The sequence below is a fragment of the Ulvibacterium sp. genome (assembly GCF_965228935.1).
In the GTDB taxonomy this organism is placed as follows: Bacteria; Bacteroidota; Bacteroidia; order Flavobacteriales; family Flavobacteriaceae; genus Ulvibacterium.
Window position 1 is genome coordinate 3,766,942 of sequence record NZ_OZ245846.1, and the last position, 18,825, is coordinate 3,785,766.

The window sequence follows — 18,825 nt, forward strand, 5'->3', positions numbered from 1 at the left end:
TTATCTTTGATTGTCAAAAAATACCAAACCGAATAAATTGTTAGGATAAAAATGGAATTAAACAAGTACAGTAAGACCATCACCCAAAATGACACCCAGCCAGGGTCACAGGCCATGCTTTATGCCATTGGACTTACCGAGGAAGATTTGAAGAAACCGTTTATTGGGATTGGAAGCACAGGCTATGAGGGAAATCCCTGCAATATGCATTTGAACGATTTGGCAAAGTATGCTAAGGAAGGAGTCGCCGAGGGAGGATCTGTAGGATTGATATTTAATACGATAGGTGTAAGCGATGGGATTTCCATGGGCACCTTTGGGATGCGTTATTCACTTCCTTCCCGGGATATTATTGCCGATTCCATGGAAACCGTGGTACAGGCCATGAACTATGATGGGCTGGTTACCATAGTAGGCTGTGACAAGAACATGCCCGGTGCCCTTATGGCCATGATACGATTGGATAGACCATCCATTATGATTTATGGTGGTACCATTGCGTCTGGGTGTTATAAAGATAAAAAGCTGGATATCGTTTCCGCTTTTGAGGCTTGGGGCGAGAAAGTCGCAGGCTCAATGAATGAAGCGGATTATAAGGGGGTAATCCAAAATGCTTGTCCGGGCGCAGGAGCATGTGGCGGCATGTACACGGCCAATACCATGGCTTCCGGAATAGAGGCCCTTGGGATGGCACTGCCCTATAATTCGTCCAATCCCGCTACGGGAAAGGACAAGAAGCCCGATTGTCTAAAAGCCGGAAAAGCCATGCAAAAGCTTTTGGAAAAAGATTTGAAACCCAGTGATATTATCACAAAAAAATCGTTGGAAAATGCCATCCGGCTGGTGATTTTAACCGGTGGATCCACAAATGCGGTTTTGCACTTTTTGGCGATAGCCAAGGCCGCCAATGTGGATTTCACCTTGGACGATTTTCAGCGCATTAGTGATAGCACGCCTTTTTTGGCCGATTTAAAGCCCAGTGGCCGTTACCTTATGGAAGACCTCCACAAGGTAGGAGGAACCCCGGCAGTACTGAAATTTATGCTGGAAAACGGAATGTTACATGGCGAATGTATGACAGTAACGGGAAGGTCGGTTGCCGAAAATCTTGCTGAAGTACCTAGTCTTGCAGAGGGACAACAGGTGATAATGCCATTGGACAAACCTATAAAACCTACCGGTCATTTAAGGATATTGTATGGAAACTTGGCTGAGGATGGCGCTGTGGCCAAAATAACGGGTAAGGAAGGATTGCACTTTACCGGTCCCGCCAAAGTTTTTGAAAGTGAATTCGAGGCCAATACGGGTATTGGAGCGGGTCTGGTGCAGAAAGGCAATGTAGTGGTCATCCGTTATGAAGGCCCTAAGGGAGGCCCAGGGATGCCCGAAATGTTGAAGCCTACTTCGGCAATTATGGGTGCCGGGTTAGGAAAGGAAGTAGCCTTGATCACGGACGGACGTTTTTCCGGAGGAACGCATGGCTTTGTGGTTGGACACGTCTCGCCGGAAGCCCAGGAGGGAGGAAATATTGCCCTGATTCAGGATGGAGATATGATAACGATAGATGCCGAGAAGAATATTATTTCAGCAGATCTAACGGATGAAGAACTCCAACAAAGGCGTGCCAATTGGAAGCAGCCCGATCTAAAGGTAAAGAGAGGTAGTTTATATAAATATGCAAAAACGGTATCATCGGCCTCCCAGGGTTGTGTTACCGATGAGATATAGTTGTATGGAAACAATAAAATTGAAAAAGGATCAGTCCACGAAGAAGACAGGTATCAAGATTACCGGTGCCGAGGCAATTATCCATTGTTTATTGGCAGAAGGCGTAGATTTGATCTATGGTTACCCCGGAGGGGCGATTATGCCGGTCTATGATGAGTTGTACAAGTTTCAGGATAGGCTGACACACATTTTAACAAGGCATGAACAAGGTGCTACGCATGCGGCCCAGGGATACGCCCGGGTTACCGGAAATGTAGGGGTGGCCATGGCAACTTCCGGTCCGGGAGCAACAAATTTGGTTACCGGACTGGCTGACGCACAAATAGACTCTACTCCCATAGTCTGCATTACGGGACAGGTTCCAAGACATTTATTGGGATCGGATGCGTTTCAGGAAACGGATATCATAGGAATATCCACTCCCGTGACCAAATGGAACCACCAGATTACCAAGGCTGCGGAAATTCCCGAAGTCATGGCCAAGGCATTTTATATCGCCAAGTCCGGTCGTCCTGGCCCGATTCTTATCGATATTACGAAGAACGCCCAATTTGAGGAATTTGAATTTAGCTATGAAAAATGTACGGGAGTACGTAGCTATAAGCCCGTACCGGAACCGAGTATAAAAGCCATTGAGGCAGCGGCGGAATTGATCAATGCGGCGAAAAAGCCTTATATCGTTTGGGGACAAGGGGTTATTTTGGGAAAGGCCGAGGAGGCTTTGAAAGCATTTGTTGAAAAAGCCGGGATTCCGGCGGCATGGACCATCATGGGAGAATCCGCTCTGCCCACCAGCCATCCCTTGAATGTTGGTATGGTAGGAATGCACGGTAATTATGGGCCCAATGTACTGACCAACGAATGTGATGTTCTTATTGCCATTGGAATGCGATTTGATGATCGGGTGACTGGTAATTTGGATACCTATGCCAAACAAGCAAAGATTATTCATTTTGAAATCGATCCCGCTGAGGTCAATAAGAATGTTCCCGTAGATATTGCAGTACTGGGCAATGCCAAAACTACTTTGGAGCTCATACTTCCGCTTATCAATGAAAACTCCCATGAGAAGTGGCGCAAGGAGTTTGATAAGAAATATGAGGAAGAGTTTGCACAGGTGATAGAAAAGGACCTGCATCCCACCAAACCAGGCCTAACTATGGGAGAAGTCATTGAGGAAATCAATTTGGCTTCGGGGCATGATGCCGTTATGGTTACGGATGTTGGTCAACATCAGATGGTAGCCTGCAGATATGCCAAATTCAAGAATAGCAAAAGCAATATAACGTCAGGAGGATTAGGAACCATGGGTTTTGCGTTGCCTGCGGCAATTGGGGCCAAAATGGGCGCCATGGACAGGGAGGTCGTGGCCATTATAGGGGACGGGGGATACCAAATGACCATTCAAGAGTTGGGTGTCATCTTTCAACATAATATTCCTGTAAAGATTGTAGTACTCAACAATGACCATTTAGGCATGGTGCGGCAATGGCAGGAACTCTTTTTTGAGAGCAGGTACGCCTCTACGGTCATGACCAATCCGGATTTTGTAAAGATTGCGGAAGGATATCATATAGAGGCCAAACGTGTCACGGAACGTAAGGATTTAAAAGAGGCGGTTCAGGAAATGATGGCTTCTAAAAACCCATATTTCCTTGAGGTTAGGGTGGAAAAAGAGGATAATGTGTTTCCTATGATACCATCCGGTGCTTCGGTATCCGATATTCGATTGAAATAATAAAGATTTTTTGAGTTTTCGAAACCGATAGGTCTAATCCAAGCCGGATCATGAACGATACCCATATTCTTGATAAGCCAAAAATCCATTCGGAAATTGAACGTAGGTGTATTGAAATAGGCTTTACGATGCCTTCCGATCTCTACATAGGTTCGTTGTTGAAAACTTTGGTAACGAGCAGACCCAAAGGCAGTTTTTTGGAACTGGGTACCGGAATAGGACTAAGTCTGTCCTGGATGGTGGATGGAATGGACAACGAATCGGTTTTGGTAACGGTGGATAACGACCTAGAATTGATTGCCATCGCTGAGGAATATTTTGGGGACGATCCAAGAATCCAAATCCTCTGCCAAGATGCATCCACTTGGATAAAAACGTATTCCGGGGCAAAATTCGATTTGATTTTTGCGGATGCCTGGCCGGGAAAGTACAGTGAAATCGATGAAGTCCTTAATTTGGTAAAAGTAGGCGGTTTTTATGTGGTTGATGATATGACGGCCCAACCCAATTGGCCGGAAGGGCATCAGGAAAATGTAGATGGATTGGTTGCCTATTTGGAAAAAAGAAAAGATTTCAATCTTACAAAAATGAACTGGTCCACAGGATTGATCGTGGCCGTTAAAACTGAGACCTGACAGGTGTTCAAAGCCCGTCAAAGTCTATTAAAAAAAGATTTATGAAAAAACAATGGTTCACCATATCCGTATATTCTGAGAACAATGTAGGGTTGTTGAATAGGATATCAGGGATATTCTTAAAGAGACACATTAATGTAGAAAGCTTAAATGTCTCAAAATCAGAAATTGAACATGTTTCCAAGTTTACCATAGTAGTGAACACCACAGAGGATTGGACCCGTAAGATTGTCGCTCAAATTGAAAAACAGATAGAGGTCATAAAGGCCTTCTACCATACCGATGATGAAACTATTTATCAGGAGTCCGCCCTGTTTAAGATTGCATCACATTTGCTGTTCGATGAGCGACAAATACAGAACATCATCAAAGAGAGCAATTCCCAGATAGTTACCGTTTCGCGGGATTTCTTTGTATTGGCAAAGACAGGTAGGCGCCATGAAATAGATGAAATGCATGATGCGCTGGAACCCTTTGGGATTATGCAGTTTGTCCGTTCCGGGCGGATAACCGTTACGAAAGCAGAGATGCCCATTACCGCTATGTTGGAAGATTTTTATCAAGATAAGTAAAACCTAAACTTTTAAATATTAAAACGAGAACACAAAATGGCAAATTATTTTAATACGCTATCCTTACGAGATCAATTAGCACAATTGGGAAAGTGTAGATTCATGGAATCCAATGAATTTTCGGATGGCGTATCCGCATTGAAAGGAAAGAAAATCGTTATTGTAGGCTGCGGTGCCCAAGGCCTGAACCAGGGCCTAAATATGCGGGATTCAGGACTCGATATTTCATACACCCTTAGGGAAGCGGCCATAAAGGAGCAGCGCCAATCCTATAAGAACGCAACAGAAAATGGTTTCACGGTGGGGACCTACCAAGAACTTGTTCCAGAAGCCGATGTGGTCATTAACCTAACACCGGACAAACAACATACCAGTGTTATCAATGCGGTGATGCCCTTGATGAAGAAAGGAGCTACCTTGTCCTATTCCCATGGTTTTAACATCGTTGAGGAGGGAATGCAAATACGTGAGGACCTTACCGTAATCATGGTTGCCCCAAAATGCCCGGGCTCCGAGGTGCGGGAAGAATATAAAAGGGGATTTGGCGTACCGACCTTGATCGCGGTTCACCCGAATAATGATCCCCAAGGGAAAGGTCTGGAACAGGCCAAGGCATACGCCGTAGGTACGGGTGGCCACAGGGCAGGAGTTTTGGAATCTTCCTTTGTCGCCGAGGTAAAGTCCGACCTAATGGGGGAACAGACCATTCTTTGTGGTCTGCTACAAACCGGTTCCATTCTTTGTTTCGATAAGATGATCGAGAAAGGTGTTGAACCCGGATATGCTTCCAAATTGATTCAATATGGCTGGGAGACCGTTACCGAAGGCATGAAATATGGAGGAATCACCAATATGATGGACCGCTTGTCCAATCCGGCAAAAATAAAAGCCTTTGAGCTTTCCGAAGAGTTAAAGGACATTATGCGACCCCTATTCCACAAGCATATGGACGACATCATGACAGGGTATTTTTCCAAGACCATGATGGAAGATTGGGCCAATGACGACAAAAACTTATTGGAATGGCGGGCCGCCACGGGAGAAACAGCTTTTGAAAAGACTCCGGCCGGAGATGATAAAATCTCGGAACAGGAGTATTATGATAATGGTGTTTTAATGGTCGCTTTTGTAAGGGCGGGCGTAGAATTGGCGTATGAGTCCATGACGGAATCCGGAATCATTGGCGAGTCCGCTTACTATGAATCCCTGCATGAAACACCTTTGATCGCCAACACCATAGCTCGAAAAAAATTATTCGAGATGAACAGGGTAATTTCGGATACGGCGGAATATGGTTGTTATCTGTTTGATCATGCCTGTAAGCCCTTATTAGCGGATTTCATGGAAAAAATAGATGCTGACGTCATTGGCACTCCTTACGTTGAAGGTAAGGATACAGGGGTGGATAATGCCAAATTGATTGCGGTAAACAAATCACTCCGGGAACATCCGGTAGAGATTGTCGGATCCCGTCTCAGGGAGTCCATGACCGCAATGAAACCCATTGTTTAACAATTGAATCCCTGAGAAATCGGGGATTTTTTTATCATATCGATTACATAGTTATTTTTTATGGAAACAACACAAACAATCATACCGGCCGAGTTTCAAATTGATGGGCCCATCCATCAAAAAAAGTATTTGATCAATGGGGAAATGCAGGAGTGGGTCGGAAACACCACCGAAATAGTTTCTACCATTTCCTCAACCGAGGAGTATAGACCCACACTTCTAGGCAGTATACCGGATATGGGAGAACCCGAAGCCCTAAAAGCCTTGGATGCCGCACTTTTGGCGTATGATAAGGGACAAGGGGTATGGCCTACCATGCACGTACGGGACAGGATAGAATGCATGGAAAAATTTGTGGGGCAAATGGAGACCAAAAGGGATGAAATTGTCAAATTGTTAATGTGGGAAATTGGCAAGTCCTTGCCCGACTCCCAGAAGGAATTTGATCGGACGGTAGAGTATATCCGGGATACTATTGAAGAATATAAACAATTGGATAGGGACGCCGCTAAATTTGAGAAGTACGATGGGGTATACGCCCATATCAAAAGAGGGCCTTTAGGGGTAATACTCTGTCTAGGGCCTTATAATTACCCCCTGAACGAGACCTTTGCCCTTCTTATACCGGCGATTATCATGGGGAATACTACCATTTTTAAGCCGGCCAAATTTGGGGTCTTGTTGATTACACCACTTTTGGAAGCTTTTCAGAACAGTTTTCCCAAGGGAGTTGTCAATATTTTATTCGGTAGGGGCAGGGCAGTGGCCGCTCCGATAATGCAGACCGGGAAAATAGATGTTTTGGCCTTGATAGGGAATAGTAAATCGGCCAACGCCCTGCAGGATCAGCACCCAAAAAGTAACCGATTGCGATTGGTTTTAGGTTTGGAAGCGAAGAATCCGGCTATTATTTTGCCCGATGCCGATTTGGATTTGACCATCAACGAATGCATTGCCGGGACCCTATCCTTTAATGGACAGCGCTGTACCGCACTTAAGGTAATCTATGTACACGAGTATATTAAGGAAGAGTTTCTAAAGCGTTTTGCGGAAAAAGTAGATTCCTTGAAATTTGGTAATCCTTGGGATAATGGCGCCAAACTGACCCCATTACCCGAACCGGATAAACCCGCCTATATTCAGGAGCTGATAGACGATGCCGTACAGAAAGGTGCCGTAGTGTGGAACAAAAAGGGAGGACAACAGACCCACAATTACATATGGCCCGCTGTGTTACATCCCATTACGAAGGATATGCGCGTGTATGAGGAGGAGCAATTTGGCCCTGTAATTCCTGTGGTTTCATTTTCTGACATCCAAGAACCGTTGGATGATATGGCCGAAAGCAATTATGGTCAACAAGTAAGCCTTTTTGGAAAGGATGTATATGCACTTGCACCGCTTATCGATACCCTAGTAAATTTAGTGTGCCGGGTCAATTTGAACAGTTCCTGCCAACGGGGCCCTGATGTATATCCATTTACGGGAAGAAAGGACTCGGCACAGTCTACTTTAAGTGTATATGATGCCCTCCGGTCGTTTTCCGTACGCACGTTCGTGGCTTTTAAGGACAACGATCTCAATAATGAAACGGTAGAAAAATTGCTGGACATCAAACTCTCCAATTTTGTAAGTACAGATTATATTCTTTAAAGTACCAATTGTTATGATGACACCTCCCCATATTTGGGGAGGTATGTTCGCTTTTAAAGCATTCTTCACTCCCTAACTTCTATCCGGTTTTTCTTGGGGATCATAGGAGTAACCACCAAGTGTCAAAAATTACCATGTAGTATCGATATTCATTCGAGTTATGGTTAATACTGCACATAAACACGATAAAAACGAATAGCTGCCCCATGGTTTCCTAAAATAATTTTGTCTTCATAAAATTTGGCCTGACAACGTAAAAAGTCGTTCGGCCTAACAATTGGAAACAAAAAATTGTTCATATGGAAACGAATAGGAATAGTACAAATAGAAAAGCTCTCATCGCCTTGGCAGTAGGAGGTTTTGGCATTGGGCTAACGGAATTTGTTATTATGGGAATACTGCCCGATGTCGCCCTGGGGCTGAATATCTCCATACCACAGGCGGGTCATGCGATAGCGGCCTACGCCTTGGGTGTTGTGATAGGAGCGCCTTTGTTTACCAAAATGGGCGGAAAGATGGATTCCCGGAAGACATTATTGCTTTTAATGACTTGGTTCGCTTTGTTCAATAGTTTGTCCGGCCTGGCCGAAAACTATACCACTCTCTTGATTTCAAGGTTTTTATCCGGCCTGCCCCATGGGGCATTCTTTGGAATTGGTGCCGTTGTTGCCGGTAGATTGGCGAAAACCGGCAAGATTGCACAGGCGATCGCCGTTATGTTTTCCGGCCTCACGATTGCCAATGTGATAGGAGTCCCTATTGGAACTTACATTGGTCATCACTATGACTGGAGCGCTTCCTTCTACATGGTGGGAATCGTAGGATTGGTTACCATGGCCAGTATCTATTTTTGGATGCCAAAACTACCGCAGTTGCCCCCAGTCCTTGAATCCAATGGGAATAAAGGTCTCAAAAACAAGGAGCTGTGGGTCCTGATTCTATTGACTACTATTGGTACGGGTGGGTTCTTTGCCTGGTACAGCTATATTGCGCCCTTAATCACCGAAGTGGCGGGATTAGGAGATTACGTCATAGGTTATGCTATGATTATTTCAGGACTTGGAATGGTCATGGGTAACTTTATTGGGGCAAAAATGGCCGAATGGTTTTTACCATTACGGGCTGTGGCCGTTAGTTTATCTATTATGGTCGCTTTGTTGATAATCAATGCCATAGTTGCCATGAACCCCTATGCTATTTTGATAATGACGTTTTTGATTGGTACAGCTTCGTTTACCGTAGCGACCCCTATTCAAATGGCTATTATCAATGCATCCAAGGGATCGGAAATGCTTGGGTCTTCGATGAATCAAAGCGCCTTCAACATGGGTAATGCCTCTGGGGCCTATCTGGCCGGATTACCCATAGCCTATGGTTATGGAATTGTATATGCGGGATTGGTAGGAGCGGTATTGGCCGCGATAGGCGTGGGGATAGCCTTAAGTATACTGGTATATAGGCAACAAAAAACCAGACGGTATAAAAGATTGGCCTATCGTCCATAATAGGGTAGGTATATGGTATAAAAACAAAGGCCCCAAAACGTTCTAGAACGTTTTGGGGCCTTTGTCCATTCGTTCAGTTTACCTGAAATCTAAGTTGTGTCCATCAAATATTAGTCGCCAACCAGTCACCGACCTCACTGGTCTTATAGGCCTTTCCGCCGTCCGCTAGATCTTCGGTCACGATTTAATTATCGTCCCAAGCCCAATTAGGGCAACCTATATACGAGAAGTATTGTAGATCACCCGTGGAAGAAGTACTTTGAATCGGTAATCCTTGCTCGTTATATGTATAATCATAAGATTCCTGCAACGTCCAATTTTCAGATCCGTCTTCGTTGAACCTTGTTGTTTCGATCGTTAAAACATTGTTTTTTGAGAAATACTGGCTGTCGGGAAAAAACGTCTGAGTAAAAAAGGGGATGTGAAATCCATGCCATATATTTTGAGAATTGTCATGGGTTAAAACCTGTGATTCTGTGATGTAATATTCTGTTGGATTACCTCTATCATACTCATATTTAGAAACACTGATAACATTATCCTTATCATCTAATTTATAGTCTGCAAACCCCCAATTGTAGGTGTTTTGCAAGCCATAGTCATAGTAGTTAAAGTTCACTCTAATGCTATTAGGTGTGTACTGAAAATCCCATATATTGGTATTCCCAGATGGAAAATAGATTCTTCTTAGTTCGCTTACCTTATCGTTTTTGACTAATATGGTCAAAACCCTTGTATCCGTAGGCAAAAAGTCTACAAAGATGGTATCTCCTTTGTAACTCAATCCATAATCTTGTCCAAATTCCTCCGAAAACTTATTTTCGTCACTAATATTGCCGGCGTCTACCTTGCTAAGCCTTCCTAAATAGTCATAAATCAATTTATATGTTTGTGTATTTGAATAGCGTATAAAGAGTGGTATACTGCATTCCATCTGTTGCTCTTCTTCAATTAATCCTTCTGAATCACTGTCGCTACTACAACTAATGCAAATGGTTAAAAAAAATGAAAGTGATAGAGTCCTTCTTAAAAAAGACTCTAAAAGTGGCAGATATAACATGTATAATTGATTGTTATGAATTAGTCAGATGCAAGGAAATCCATCTAATATAACGATGTACGGCCTGTAATATTTTTTCTTAAAAAGGAAAAACATCATAAATTTTTCGCCAGCCAGTCACCGACCCCACTGGTCTTATAGGCCTTTCCGCCGTCCGCCAGATCCTCGGTCACGATGCCTTCGGCCAAAGATTTATTGACTACATCTCGAATGGCCTGGGCTTCCGCGATCAAATCAAAATCCTCAAAAAGCATGGCTGCAGAAAGTACCGTAGCCAGGGGATTGGCAATATCCTTTCCAGCGGCTTGTGGATATGAACCGTGAATAGGTTCATATAGGGAGACTTTGCTTCCCACGGAGGAAGAAGGCATCAAGCCCATTGAACCGGATATTACGGAAGCTTCATCCGTTAAAATATCGCCAAAAAGATTGGCGGTAATGATTACGTCATAATCCTTGGGCCATTGTATCAGGCGCATGGCCACGGCGTCCACAAATTCGTAGGACACCTCTACTTCCGGGTAATCCTTTTCCATAGCTTGAACCGTTTCACGCCATAGGCGGGAAGCTTCCAAAACATTGGCCTTATCCACACAGCATAATTTTTTGGAACGCTTCATGGCCATTTCAAAGCCCTTTTTGGCCAAACGTTGAATTTCAAATCGTTGATAGGTCATGGTATCAAAGGCGGTATCTCCGTTGTCCTCTCGGCCTCTTTCCCCAAAATACACACCTCCGGTCAGTTCCCTCAAAATGATTAAATCCGTACCCTCTATTCGATCTCGCTTCAAAGGGGATTTGTCAATTAGGGAGGGAAATGTAAATGTGGGCCTAACGTTGGCAAAGAGCCCTAATTTTTGACGCATTTTCAATAACCCTTGCTCAGGGCGAACCTTGGCGGACGGGTCGTTATCAAATTTTGGATGTCCGATTGCCCCGAATAAAACGGCATCCGAACTGGCGCAGATTTCATGGGTTTCATCAGGATAGGGTTCCCCGACGGCATCAATGGCTACCGCTCCGGTAAGTGCCGGAGTCCAATTAATCTCGTGATCGTATTTCGTTGCAACGGCATTGCATACTTTTACGGCTTGTTCGATTACTTCAGGGCCTATGCCATCCCCGGCCAAAAGGGCTATGTTTAGTTTCATAAACTATTTATGTTGGTTTTAATCAAATGATATTGAGCATTTTTTCCGTGGCCTTAATTGCCGAAACGGTCTGATCGGAATCCAATCCCCGAGTGGTAAAGTCGGTGTTGTTGTCCTGCCAAGTGATGATGGTCTCACAGAGGGCATCGGAATTACTGCCCGGTGGGATACGTACTGCATAATCGACCAGTTTAGGCAATTCCAGTTTTTCGGAACGGTACACTTTGCGTAATGCATTCATAAAGGCATCGAATTGTCCATCCCCTTGGGCGTTTTCCTCAAAGGTCTTCCCATTGAGTTCAACGGAAACCGTAGTCGAAGGCTTTAACCCCTTGGAATGGGTGAGCACATAGGATTTAACAAAGACCTTTTGTTGAAAGGTGTCACTATCCAGAACGTCGGAGATAATATAAGGTAGGTCATCCTTTGTGACTTTTTCCTTTTTGTCGCCCAATTCAATAATCCGGGCGGTTACTTTTTTCAATTCCTCATCGTTCAAAGTAAGTCCCAACTCCTGTAGGTTCTTTTGAATATTCGCTTTGCCCGAGGTTTTTCCCAAGGCGTATTTTCGTTTTCGCCCGAACCGTTCAGGCAAAAGGCTGTTAAAGTATAAGTTATTTTTATTATCTCCATCTGCATGTATGCCAGCTGTTTGCGTAAAAACATTATCCCCAACGATAGGTTTGTTGGCCGGGATACCAAATCCGGTAAAGGCAGATACCAATTTACTTACCTTAAACAACGAGGATTCGTTGATATTGATTTCAACCTCCGGCAAAAAATCGTTGATTACGGCAACTGCGCTGGCCATTGGGGCATTACCGGCACGTTCCCCCATTCCGTTAACCGTTAGGTGAAGTCCGTGGCAACCTGCTTTAACAGCCTCCATAATATTCGCAACACCTAAATCGTAATCGTTATGACCGTGGAAATCTACATGGAAACCTGGATAACGTTCCAGGATTTCGGACAAGTAATCAAAAGTTTCCGTATGGGTAAGAATCCCCAAGGTATCCGGAAGCAATAGCCTTTTTATGGGCTGTGTTGCCAAAAAATCGAGATATCGGAATACATATTCCCTGGAATTCCGCATACCATTGCTCCAATCTTCCAAATATACGTTGGTCGTTACACCTTGTTCATGGGCCAATTCAAAAACTTTGGCGATATCGGCAAAGTGTTGCTCGGGTGTTTTCTTCAGTTGGTGGGTCAGATGGTTCAAAGATCCCTTGCTCAACAAATTTTGGACTTTGGCACCGGCTTCTTCCATCCATTTTAAAGAAACACCCCCGTCGACAAAAGTGAGCACCTCAACGCGATCCAAATAATTCTCCAAGGCCGCCCATTCCGTAATCTGTCTTACCGCCTCCAGTTCCCCTTCGGATACCCGGGCCGACGCGACCTCTATACGATCCACCTTGAGTTCATCCAATAGTAGTTTGGCCAAAGTCAATTTTTCCGATGCTGAAAAGGACACCCCAGAGGTTTGTTCCCCGTCCCTAAGGGTGGTATCCATTATTTCCAGTTTTCTCTTCCCCATTTTTCTTTGTATTTCTATATTTACGGGCAAAGCGCGGTAATCTTTCTAATCTTCCAATAGATTTAATTCAACAGATTTCCAGATTTAAATACCCTCTAGCGGCCTATTTTATAAAGGCCTATTCGCTGCGAATTCCTGAATCTGTTCCTTGATGTTCAACAAATAATCAATGTCGTCAAAACCATTCAACATATTGGATTTTTTGTAAACATTAATATCAAAACTTTCGTGTTCACCGGTTTCAAGAATCGTTATAGTTTGTTCGGGAAGATGTACCTCTAATTGGGTAGTAGGGTCGGTTTCTATGGCCTTGAATATTTTTTCTAGGAATTCAGGACTTACCTGAACCGGAAGTACCCCGATATTAAGACAGTTGTTTCGAAATATATCGGCAAAAAAACTGGAGACCACACACCGAAAGCCGTAGTCGTAAATAGCCCAGGCCGCGTGCTCACGGGATGAACCCGATCCAAAATTTTTACCGCCCACCAAGATACGTCCGCTGTATTTTGGGTTGTTCAACACGAAATCTTTTTTCGGGCTATCGTCTGAATTGTAGCGCCAATCCCGAAATAGGTTGTCGCCAAACCCCTTTCGCTCCGTTGCCTTAAGGAATCGTGCCGGGATTATCTGATCAGTATCCACGTTCTCTATGGGAAGAGGTACCGCTGATGTAGTAAGTATATTAAATTTGTCGTATGCCATTTTTTAATAGTTGTTCGTTTTAGTTGTCTGTTGATGGTTTTAGTTGATGACGCAAGCATTTTGAATAGTACTGGCAACCGACAACTGCTAACCTGCAATAATTTCTTCCATCAACTCACGGGGATCGGTGACCTTTCCGGTAACGGCCGCTGCTGCAGCTACCAAGGGGCTTGCCAATAATGTTCTTGCCCCGGGACCTTGTCTTCCTTCAAAATTCCTATTGGAAGTACTTACCGCATATTTTCCGGCGGGAATCTTATCTTCGTTCATGGCCAAACAAGCGGAACAACCCGGTTCACGCAGTTCGAATCCGGCTTCGTTTAAAATATCGAGAATACCTTCTTCCTTAATGGCCGTTTCCACCTTATGGGAACCCGGCACCAACCATGCGGTAACGTTATCGGCCTTTTTTCTACCTTTTATGATAGAGGCGAATGCCCTAAAATCCTCGATTCTACCGTTGGTACAACTCCCTAGGAAAACATAATCTATTTTTTTGCCCATCATACTGTCCCCTTCATTGAAATCCATATACTGAAGCGATTTCTTGTATGTGGCCACACCTCCCTCAACAGATTCGGCCTTGGGAATACCATTGGAAATTCCGATACCCATTCCAGGATTGGTACCATAGGTAATCATAGGTTCTATATTAGCGGCATCAAAGGTGACTTCCTTGTCAAATTCGGCATCTTCTTCTGTTGGCAAGGTCTTCCAATAGTCCATCGCCTTGTCCCAATCAGCACCTTTTGGGGCAAATTCCCTTCCTTTTACATAGTTGAATGTTCGCTCGTCAGGGGCTATCATTCCACCACGGGCACCCATTTCAATACTGAGATTACAAACCGTCATACGGCCTTCCATACTCATATTCCGAAATACCTCGCCGGCATATTCCACAAAATAACCCGTGGCACCGGAAGTGGTCAATTGGGAAATAATGTACAGGGCTACATCCTTAGGCGTTACCGCCTTGTTCAAGGTTCCCTCAATGTTAATACGCATGCTTTTGGGCTTGGTCTGCATAATACACTGGGTGGCCAAGACCATCTCCACTTCGGAAGTCCCTATTCCAAAGGCAATGGCACCAAAGGCACCATGGGTGGAGGTATGCGAATCCCCACAAACGATAGTTGCACCGGGCAGGGTAATCCCGTATTCCGGTCCAACCACGTGAACGATGCCGTTTTTTTCATGCCCCAATCCCCAGTAGGAAATACCATGTGTTCTGGCATTTTCCTCCAGGGCTTTTAATTGGTTCGCTGAAAGTGGATCTTTAACCGGAAGATGTTGATTTATGGTAGGTGTGTTATGATCGGCCGTGGCAAATGTCTTCTCCGGATGCATAACCTTGATACCCCTACTTTTTATACCCAAAAAGGCGACGGGACTGGTCACCTCGTGCACCATATGCCTATCGATAAATAAAACATCGGGACCATTTTCAATGCGCTGTACCACATGAGAATCCCAAACTTTGTCAAACAGTGTTCTTTTCGTACTCATATTTCTCCCCATTAGAAGCGTACAAAACTATGAAATAGAGTGGTTTTAGGAAATTATTGCTGTGGAAAATTACGATGTTCAACTACATGTATGTCAAACTGGATGGTGGAATTTTAGGTCATTTGGTACTTTGTTTAACACACGGAATTCCAATTTTAACACAATGGTAACGGTTTTGAGCTTTTGGTATAAATACCTTGTAAGGTGAACAACTCAAGCAATTTATAAATCAAAACAAGAAATTATGAAACGTTTTTACAGGAAAGGCCTAATGCTTGCCTTTATGGGTACATTGTTCCTTATGACGGAAACCATTGCCCAGTTAGATCTGCCTAGGGGGAGTCAGATGGCCAAAGTATCCCAACGTATAGGAATTACGGATATCTCGGTCATATATTCCAGACCAAGTGTAAACGACAGGGAAATTTGGGGGAGCCTGGTTCCTTATGGGATGAACAACCTAGGATTTGGAACCGCCAAGGAATCACCCTGGAGAGCCGGAGCCAATGAAAATACAACGATCAAATTTACCGATGACGTTAAAATAGAGGGCCAATCTTTAGCAGCTGGAAAATATGGTCTTCATATGGTGGTTGAGGAAGATGGGGGAGCGACCATAATTTTCTCAAAGAACCATGGTGCATGGGGCAGCTATTTCTATGAGCCTTCCGAAGATGCGCTTCAGGTAGATGTAGAGACCAAGGAAATTCCGCACACGGAGCAACTCACCTTTACCTTCGACAAGGTTGATGCCAATTCGGCCGTTCTGGCCCTTAATTGGGAGAAAAAACAAATCCCGTTTAAAATAGAGGTGGATGTCACCGATGTTGTATTGGCCGATATACGTCAAAAGTTGCAGGATGTTCCGGGATTTAGTCGGCAATCCTGGGAGCAGGCCGCAAATTTCGCATTGAACAATGATGGGGATTTGGACGAGGCACTGGGCTGGATAGATGCTGCCATTGCAGGTCAATTCTTTAGTGAAAAAAACTATAATAACTTGAACATAAAGTCGCAGATTCTGACCAAACAAGGGAAAACGGCCGAAGCAGAGGCCCTTATGGATGAAGCCTTGGAAATGGCCACGGTATTTGAGATACATGGCTATGGCAGGCAATTGATAGCCCAGGGAAAAAAGGAAAAGGCCTTGGAAGTGTTTAAGATGAACGCCAAAAAGAATAAGGGAACCTGGCCGGTAGACTATGGCCTGGCAAGAGGTTATTCTGCGGTAGGCAATTACAAAACGGCACTTAAGCACATTAAGATAGCAGCGGAAAGGGCCCCCGATGACTTGAACAAAAACGCTATTGCGACCAATATCACCAAACTCGAAAACGGGGAAGGCATCAATTAAAAAACGAATTGCATGGAAAACGTAAAGCCCGACTTTGGTCGGGCTTTTGTTTTAGGGTCGCTAACTTATATATGTCCAAATATTCTTGTGCTTTACCAATTGGGCATAGGTATGGCGAATAACCCGATTGCCGGGTTGTTCCAAATGGTAATCATCCTTTAAGGTCTGGATGGCGTAATGCCGAGCGGTTTTCAAAATATCATTATCCTTTACGATATCCGCTATTTTAAGATTGAGAATACCGCTCTGTTGGGTGCCCATTAAATCCCCTGGTCCCCGAAGTTTTAAATCCACTTCGGCAATTTCAAAACCGTCATTGGTGCGCACCATGGTCTCCAACCTGGTCTTGGCCTCAGAGGAAAGCTTATGGCTGGTCATCAAGATGCAATAACTCTGATCGGCGCCTCGACCTACCCTTCCCCGTAGCTGGTGTAATTGGGATAGGCCAAAACGCTCCGCACTTTCAATGATCATTACGGAGGCATTAGGGACGTTTACCCCAACTTCAATGACCGTTGTGGCCACCATAATATTGGTCTCCCCCTTGACGAAACGGTCCATTTCATAATCTTTATCGGCCGGTTTCATTTTGCCATGAACAATGGAAATCTGATAATCGGGTAGGGGGAAGTCCCTTGCGATACTTTCGTACCCGTCCATCAGATCTTTATAATCCAAAGCTTCGGATTCCTGAATTAATGGGTATACTACATAGATTTGCCTTCCTTTTTTGATTTCATCCTTAATAAAATGAAAGACCTTGAGTCGATTTGAATCATAGCGATGAACAGTTTTTATGGGTTTTCTTCCAGGAGGAAGCTCATCAATGATCGAAATATCCAGATCACCGTACAGGCTCATGGCCAAGGTTCGGGGAATCGGGGTGGCCGTCATAACTAAAATATGGGGTGGCACCTCGTTCTTGTGCCAAAGTTTACTACGTTGGGCCACACCGAACCGATGTTGTTCGTCCACAATAGCCAGACCCAGGTTCTTAAACCGGACCTTATCCTCCAAGACCGCATGGGTACCGATCAAAATATGTAATTCTCCATTTTCCAATTGTTCGTGGATAGGTCTCCTAGCCGATTTCTTTACGGATCCTGTCAACAATTCGCAGGTAACACCGGTCTTATCCAGTAATTCCTTAATGCCGTTGTAATGTTGTTGGGCCAGAATTTCGGTCGGGGCCATTAAACAAGCTTGAAAACCATTATCTATGGCCAGTAACATGATCATCAGGGCAACGATCGTTTTCCCGGAACCCACATCGCCTTGAAGTAGTCGGTTCATCTGGGCGTTGCTCCCTAGATCTGCCCTGATTTCCTTGATTACCCGCTTTTGTGCATTCGTCAATTCAAAAGGAAGATGATCCCGATAGAAGGTATTGAAGCGATGGCCGACCTGATCAAAATTAAAACCCCTTATTTTTTGCTTACGTACTAATTTCTTGGAAATGAGCTGTAGTTGTATATAAAAAAGCTCCTCGAACTTTAAACGAAATTGGGCCCTGGCCAGCAATTCCTGATTTTTTGGGAAATGGATGTTGAGCAGCGATTCACTTTTTGATAATAACTGTAGTTTAAAAAGAATCTTATCGGAAAGTGTTTCCGAAAAGCGGCCTTTGGTCTCCAAGAACAACTGCTGCATCATTTTATTGATAACCCGGTTGGTAATACCCTTATTGGAAAGTTTTTCCGTGGATGGGTAAATAGGCTGCATGGCTATTTTGAGGCCTTTTTCATGATCGCTCAACAATTCCATATCGGGATGGGGCATGGAGAATTTCCCATTGTACCAATTGCATCTTCCAAAAACCACGTAGGGCGTATTGAGTTTTAGATTTTCCCGAATCCATTTTTGTCCCCGAAACCATACCAATTCCATCTCACCGGTTTCGTCAATAAAAGTAGCTACCAAACGCTTTCCCCTTTTTTGCTCTACGGTTTTGATATGAATGATTTTCCCGATGACCTGAACATCCGCATTGCTACGCTGTAATTGATTTATTTTATAATACTGGGTCCTATCGATATATCGATTTGGAAATAGGTTGATGAGATCCTGATAAGTAGCAATGCCCAGTTCCGATTGTAATGTCTCTGCCCGGTTGGGGCCAACACCTTTGAGATAGGTAATCGGAGTCTGTAGCATTTGGGTGTTCAT

14 protein-coding genes are annotated in these 18,825 nt (G+C 44.2%); 8 read left to right on the forward strand and 6 right to left on the reverse strand.

Annotated elements, in window-relative coordinates; all coding sequences use genetic code 11:
- Positions 1 to 51: 51 nt before the first annotated feature.
- From ilvD to ACO06Y_RS16035, 7 genes are all read left to right on the forward strand, one after another.
- Positions 52 to 1,728, forward strand: a complete 1,677-nt coding sequence (ilvD, locus tag ACO06Y_RS16005; RefSeq protein WP_422080000.1) for a dihydroxy-acid dehydratase — start codon at positions 52 to 54, stop codon at positions 1,726 to 1,728.
- Between the two features lie 4 nt (positions 1,729 to 1,732).
- Entirely contained in the window at positions 1,733 to 3,466 is a 1,734-nt protein-coding gene (ilvB, locus tag ACO06Y_RS16010) for a biosynthetic-type acetolactate synthase large subunit (protein ID WP_422080001.1), read from the forward strand.
- A gap of 50 nt (positions 3,467 to 3,516) precedes the next feature.
- Positions 3,517 to 4,101, forward strand: a complete 585-nt coding sequence (locus ACO06Y_RS16015; RefSeq protein ID WP_422080002.1) for an O-methyltransferase — start codon at positions 3,517 to 3,519, stop codon at positions 4,099 to 4,101.
- Between the two features lie 41 nt (positions 4,102 to 4,142).
- Complete coding sequence (gene ilvN / locus ACO06Y_RS16020; protein WP_422080003.1) at positions 4,143 to 4,673, forward strand: acetolactate synthase small subunit; 531 nt, start codon at positions 4,143 to 4,145, stop codon at positions 4,671 to 4,673.
- A gap of 36 nt (positions 4,674 to 4,709) precedes the next feature.
- A complete protein-coding gene (ilvC, locus tag ACO06Y_RS16025; protein ID WP_422080004.1) occupies positions 4,710 to 6,185 on the forward strand; it encodes a ketol-acid reductoisomerase in 1,476 nt (491 codons plus the stop codon).
- A gap of 60 nt (positions 6,186 to 6,245) precedes the next feature.
- Complete coding sequence (locus tag ACO06Y_RS16030; RefSeq protein ID WP_422080005.1) at positions 6,246 to 7,838, forward strand: NADP-dependent glyceraldehyde-3-phosphate dehydrogenase; 1,593 nt, start codon at positions 6,246 to 6,248, stop codon at positions 7,836 to 7,838.
- A gap of 299 nt (positions 7,839 to 8,137) precedes the next feature.
- Positions 8,138 to 9,343 (forward strand): MFS transporter, encoded by a 1,206-nt coding sequence (locus tag ACO06Y_RS16035; protein ID WP_422080006.1) that lies wholly within the window; start codon positions 8,138 to 8,140, stop codon positions 9,341 to 9,343.
- Between the two features lie 184 nt (positions 9,344 to 9,527).
- On the opposite strand, the gene ACO06Y_RS16040 is transcribed toward ACO06Y_RS16035, so the two are convergent.
- From ACO06Y_RS16040 to leuC, 5 genes are all read right to left on the reverse strand, one after another.
- Positions 9,528 to 10,403: a hypothetical protein gene (locus tag ACO06Y_RS16040; protein ID WP_422080007.1), complete on the reverse strand. Its 876-nt coding sequence runs from the start codon at positions 10,401 to 10,403 to the stop codon at positions 9,528 to 9,530.
- Positions 10,404 to 10,498: 95 nt separating this feature from the next.
- Entirely contained in the window at positions 10,499 to 11,554 is a 1,056-nt protein-coding gene (gene leuB / locus ACO06Y_RS16045; protein ID WP_422080008.1) for a 3-isopropylmalate dehydrogenase, read from the reverse strand.
- 22 nt (positions 11,555 to 11,576) lie between these two features.
- On the reverse strand, positions 11,577 to 13,094 hold the full coding sequence (locus tag ACO06Y_RS16050; protein ID WP_422080009.1) for an alpha-isopropylmalate synthase regulatory domain-containing protein: 1,518 nt from the start codon (positions 13,092 to 13,094) through the stop codon (positions 11,577 to 11,579).
- A gap of 108 nt (positions 13,095 to 13,202) precedes the next feature.
- A complete protein-coding gene (leuD, locus tag ACO06Y_RS16055; protein ID WP_422080010.1) occupies positions 13,203 to 13,799 on the reverse strand; it encodes a 3-isopropylmalate dehydratase small subunit in 597 nt (198 codons plus the stop codon).
- A gap of 87 nt (positions 13,800 to 13,886) precedes the next feature.
- Positions 13,887 to 15,305 (reverse strand): 3-isopropylmalate dehydratase large subunit, encoded by a 1,419-nt coding sequence (gene leuC / locus ACO06Y_RS16060; RefSeq protein ID WP_422080011.1) that lies wholly within the window; start codon positions 15,303 to 15,305, stop codon positions 13,887 to 13,889.
- Positions 15,306 to 15,549: 244 nt separating this feature from the next.
- Here leuC and ACO06Y_RS16065 point away from each other — a divergent pair, with 244 nt between their 5' ends.
- Entirely contained in the window at positions 15,550 to 16,659 is a 1,110-nt protein-coding gene (locus tag ACO06Y_RS16065; RefSeq protein ID WP_422080012.1) for a DUF2911 domain-containing protein, read from the forward strand.
- Positions 16,660 to 16,719: 60 nt separating this feature from the next.
- On the opposite strand, the gene recG is transcribed toward ACO06Y_RS16065, so the two are convergent.
- Positions 16,720 to 18,825 (reverse strand): ATP-dependent DNA helicase RecG, encoded by a 2,106-nt coding sequence (gene recG / locus ACO06Y_RS16070; protein ID WP_422080013.1) that lies wholly within the window; start codon positions 18,823 to 18,825, stop codon positions 16,720 to 16,722.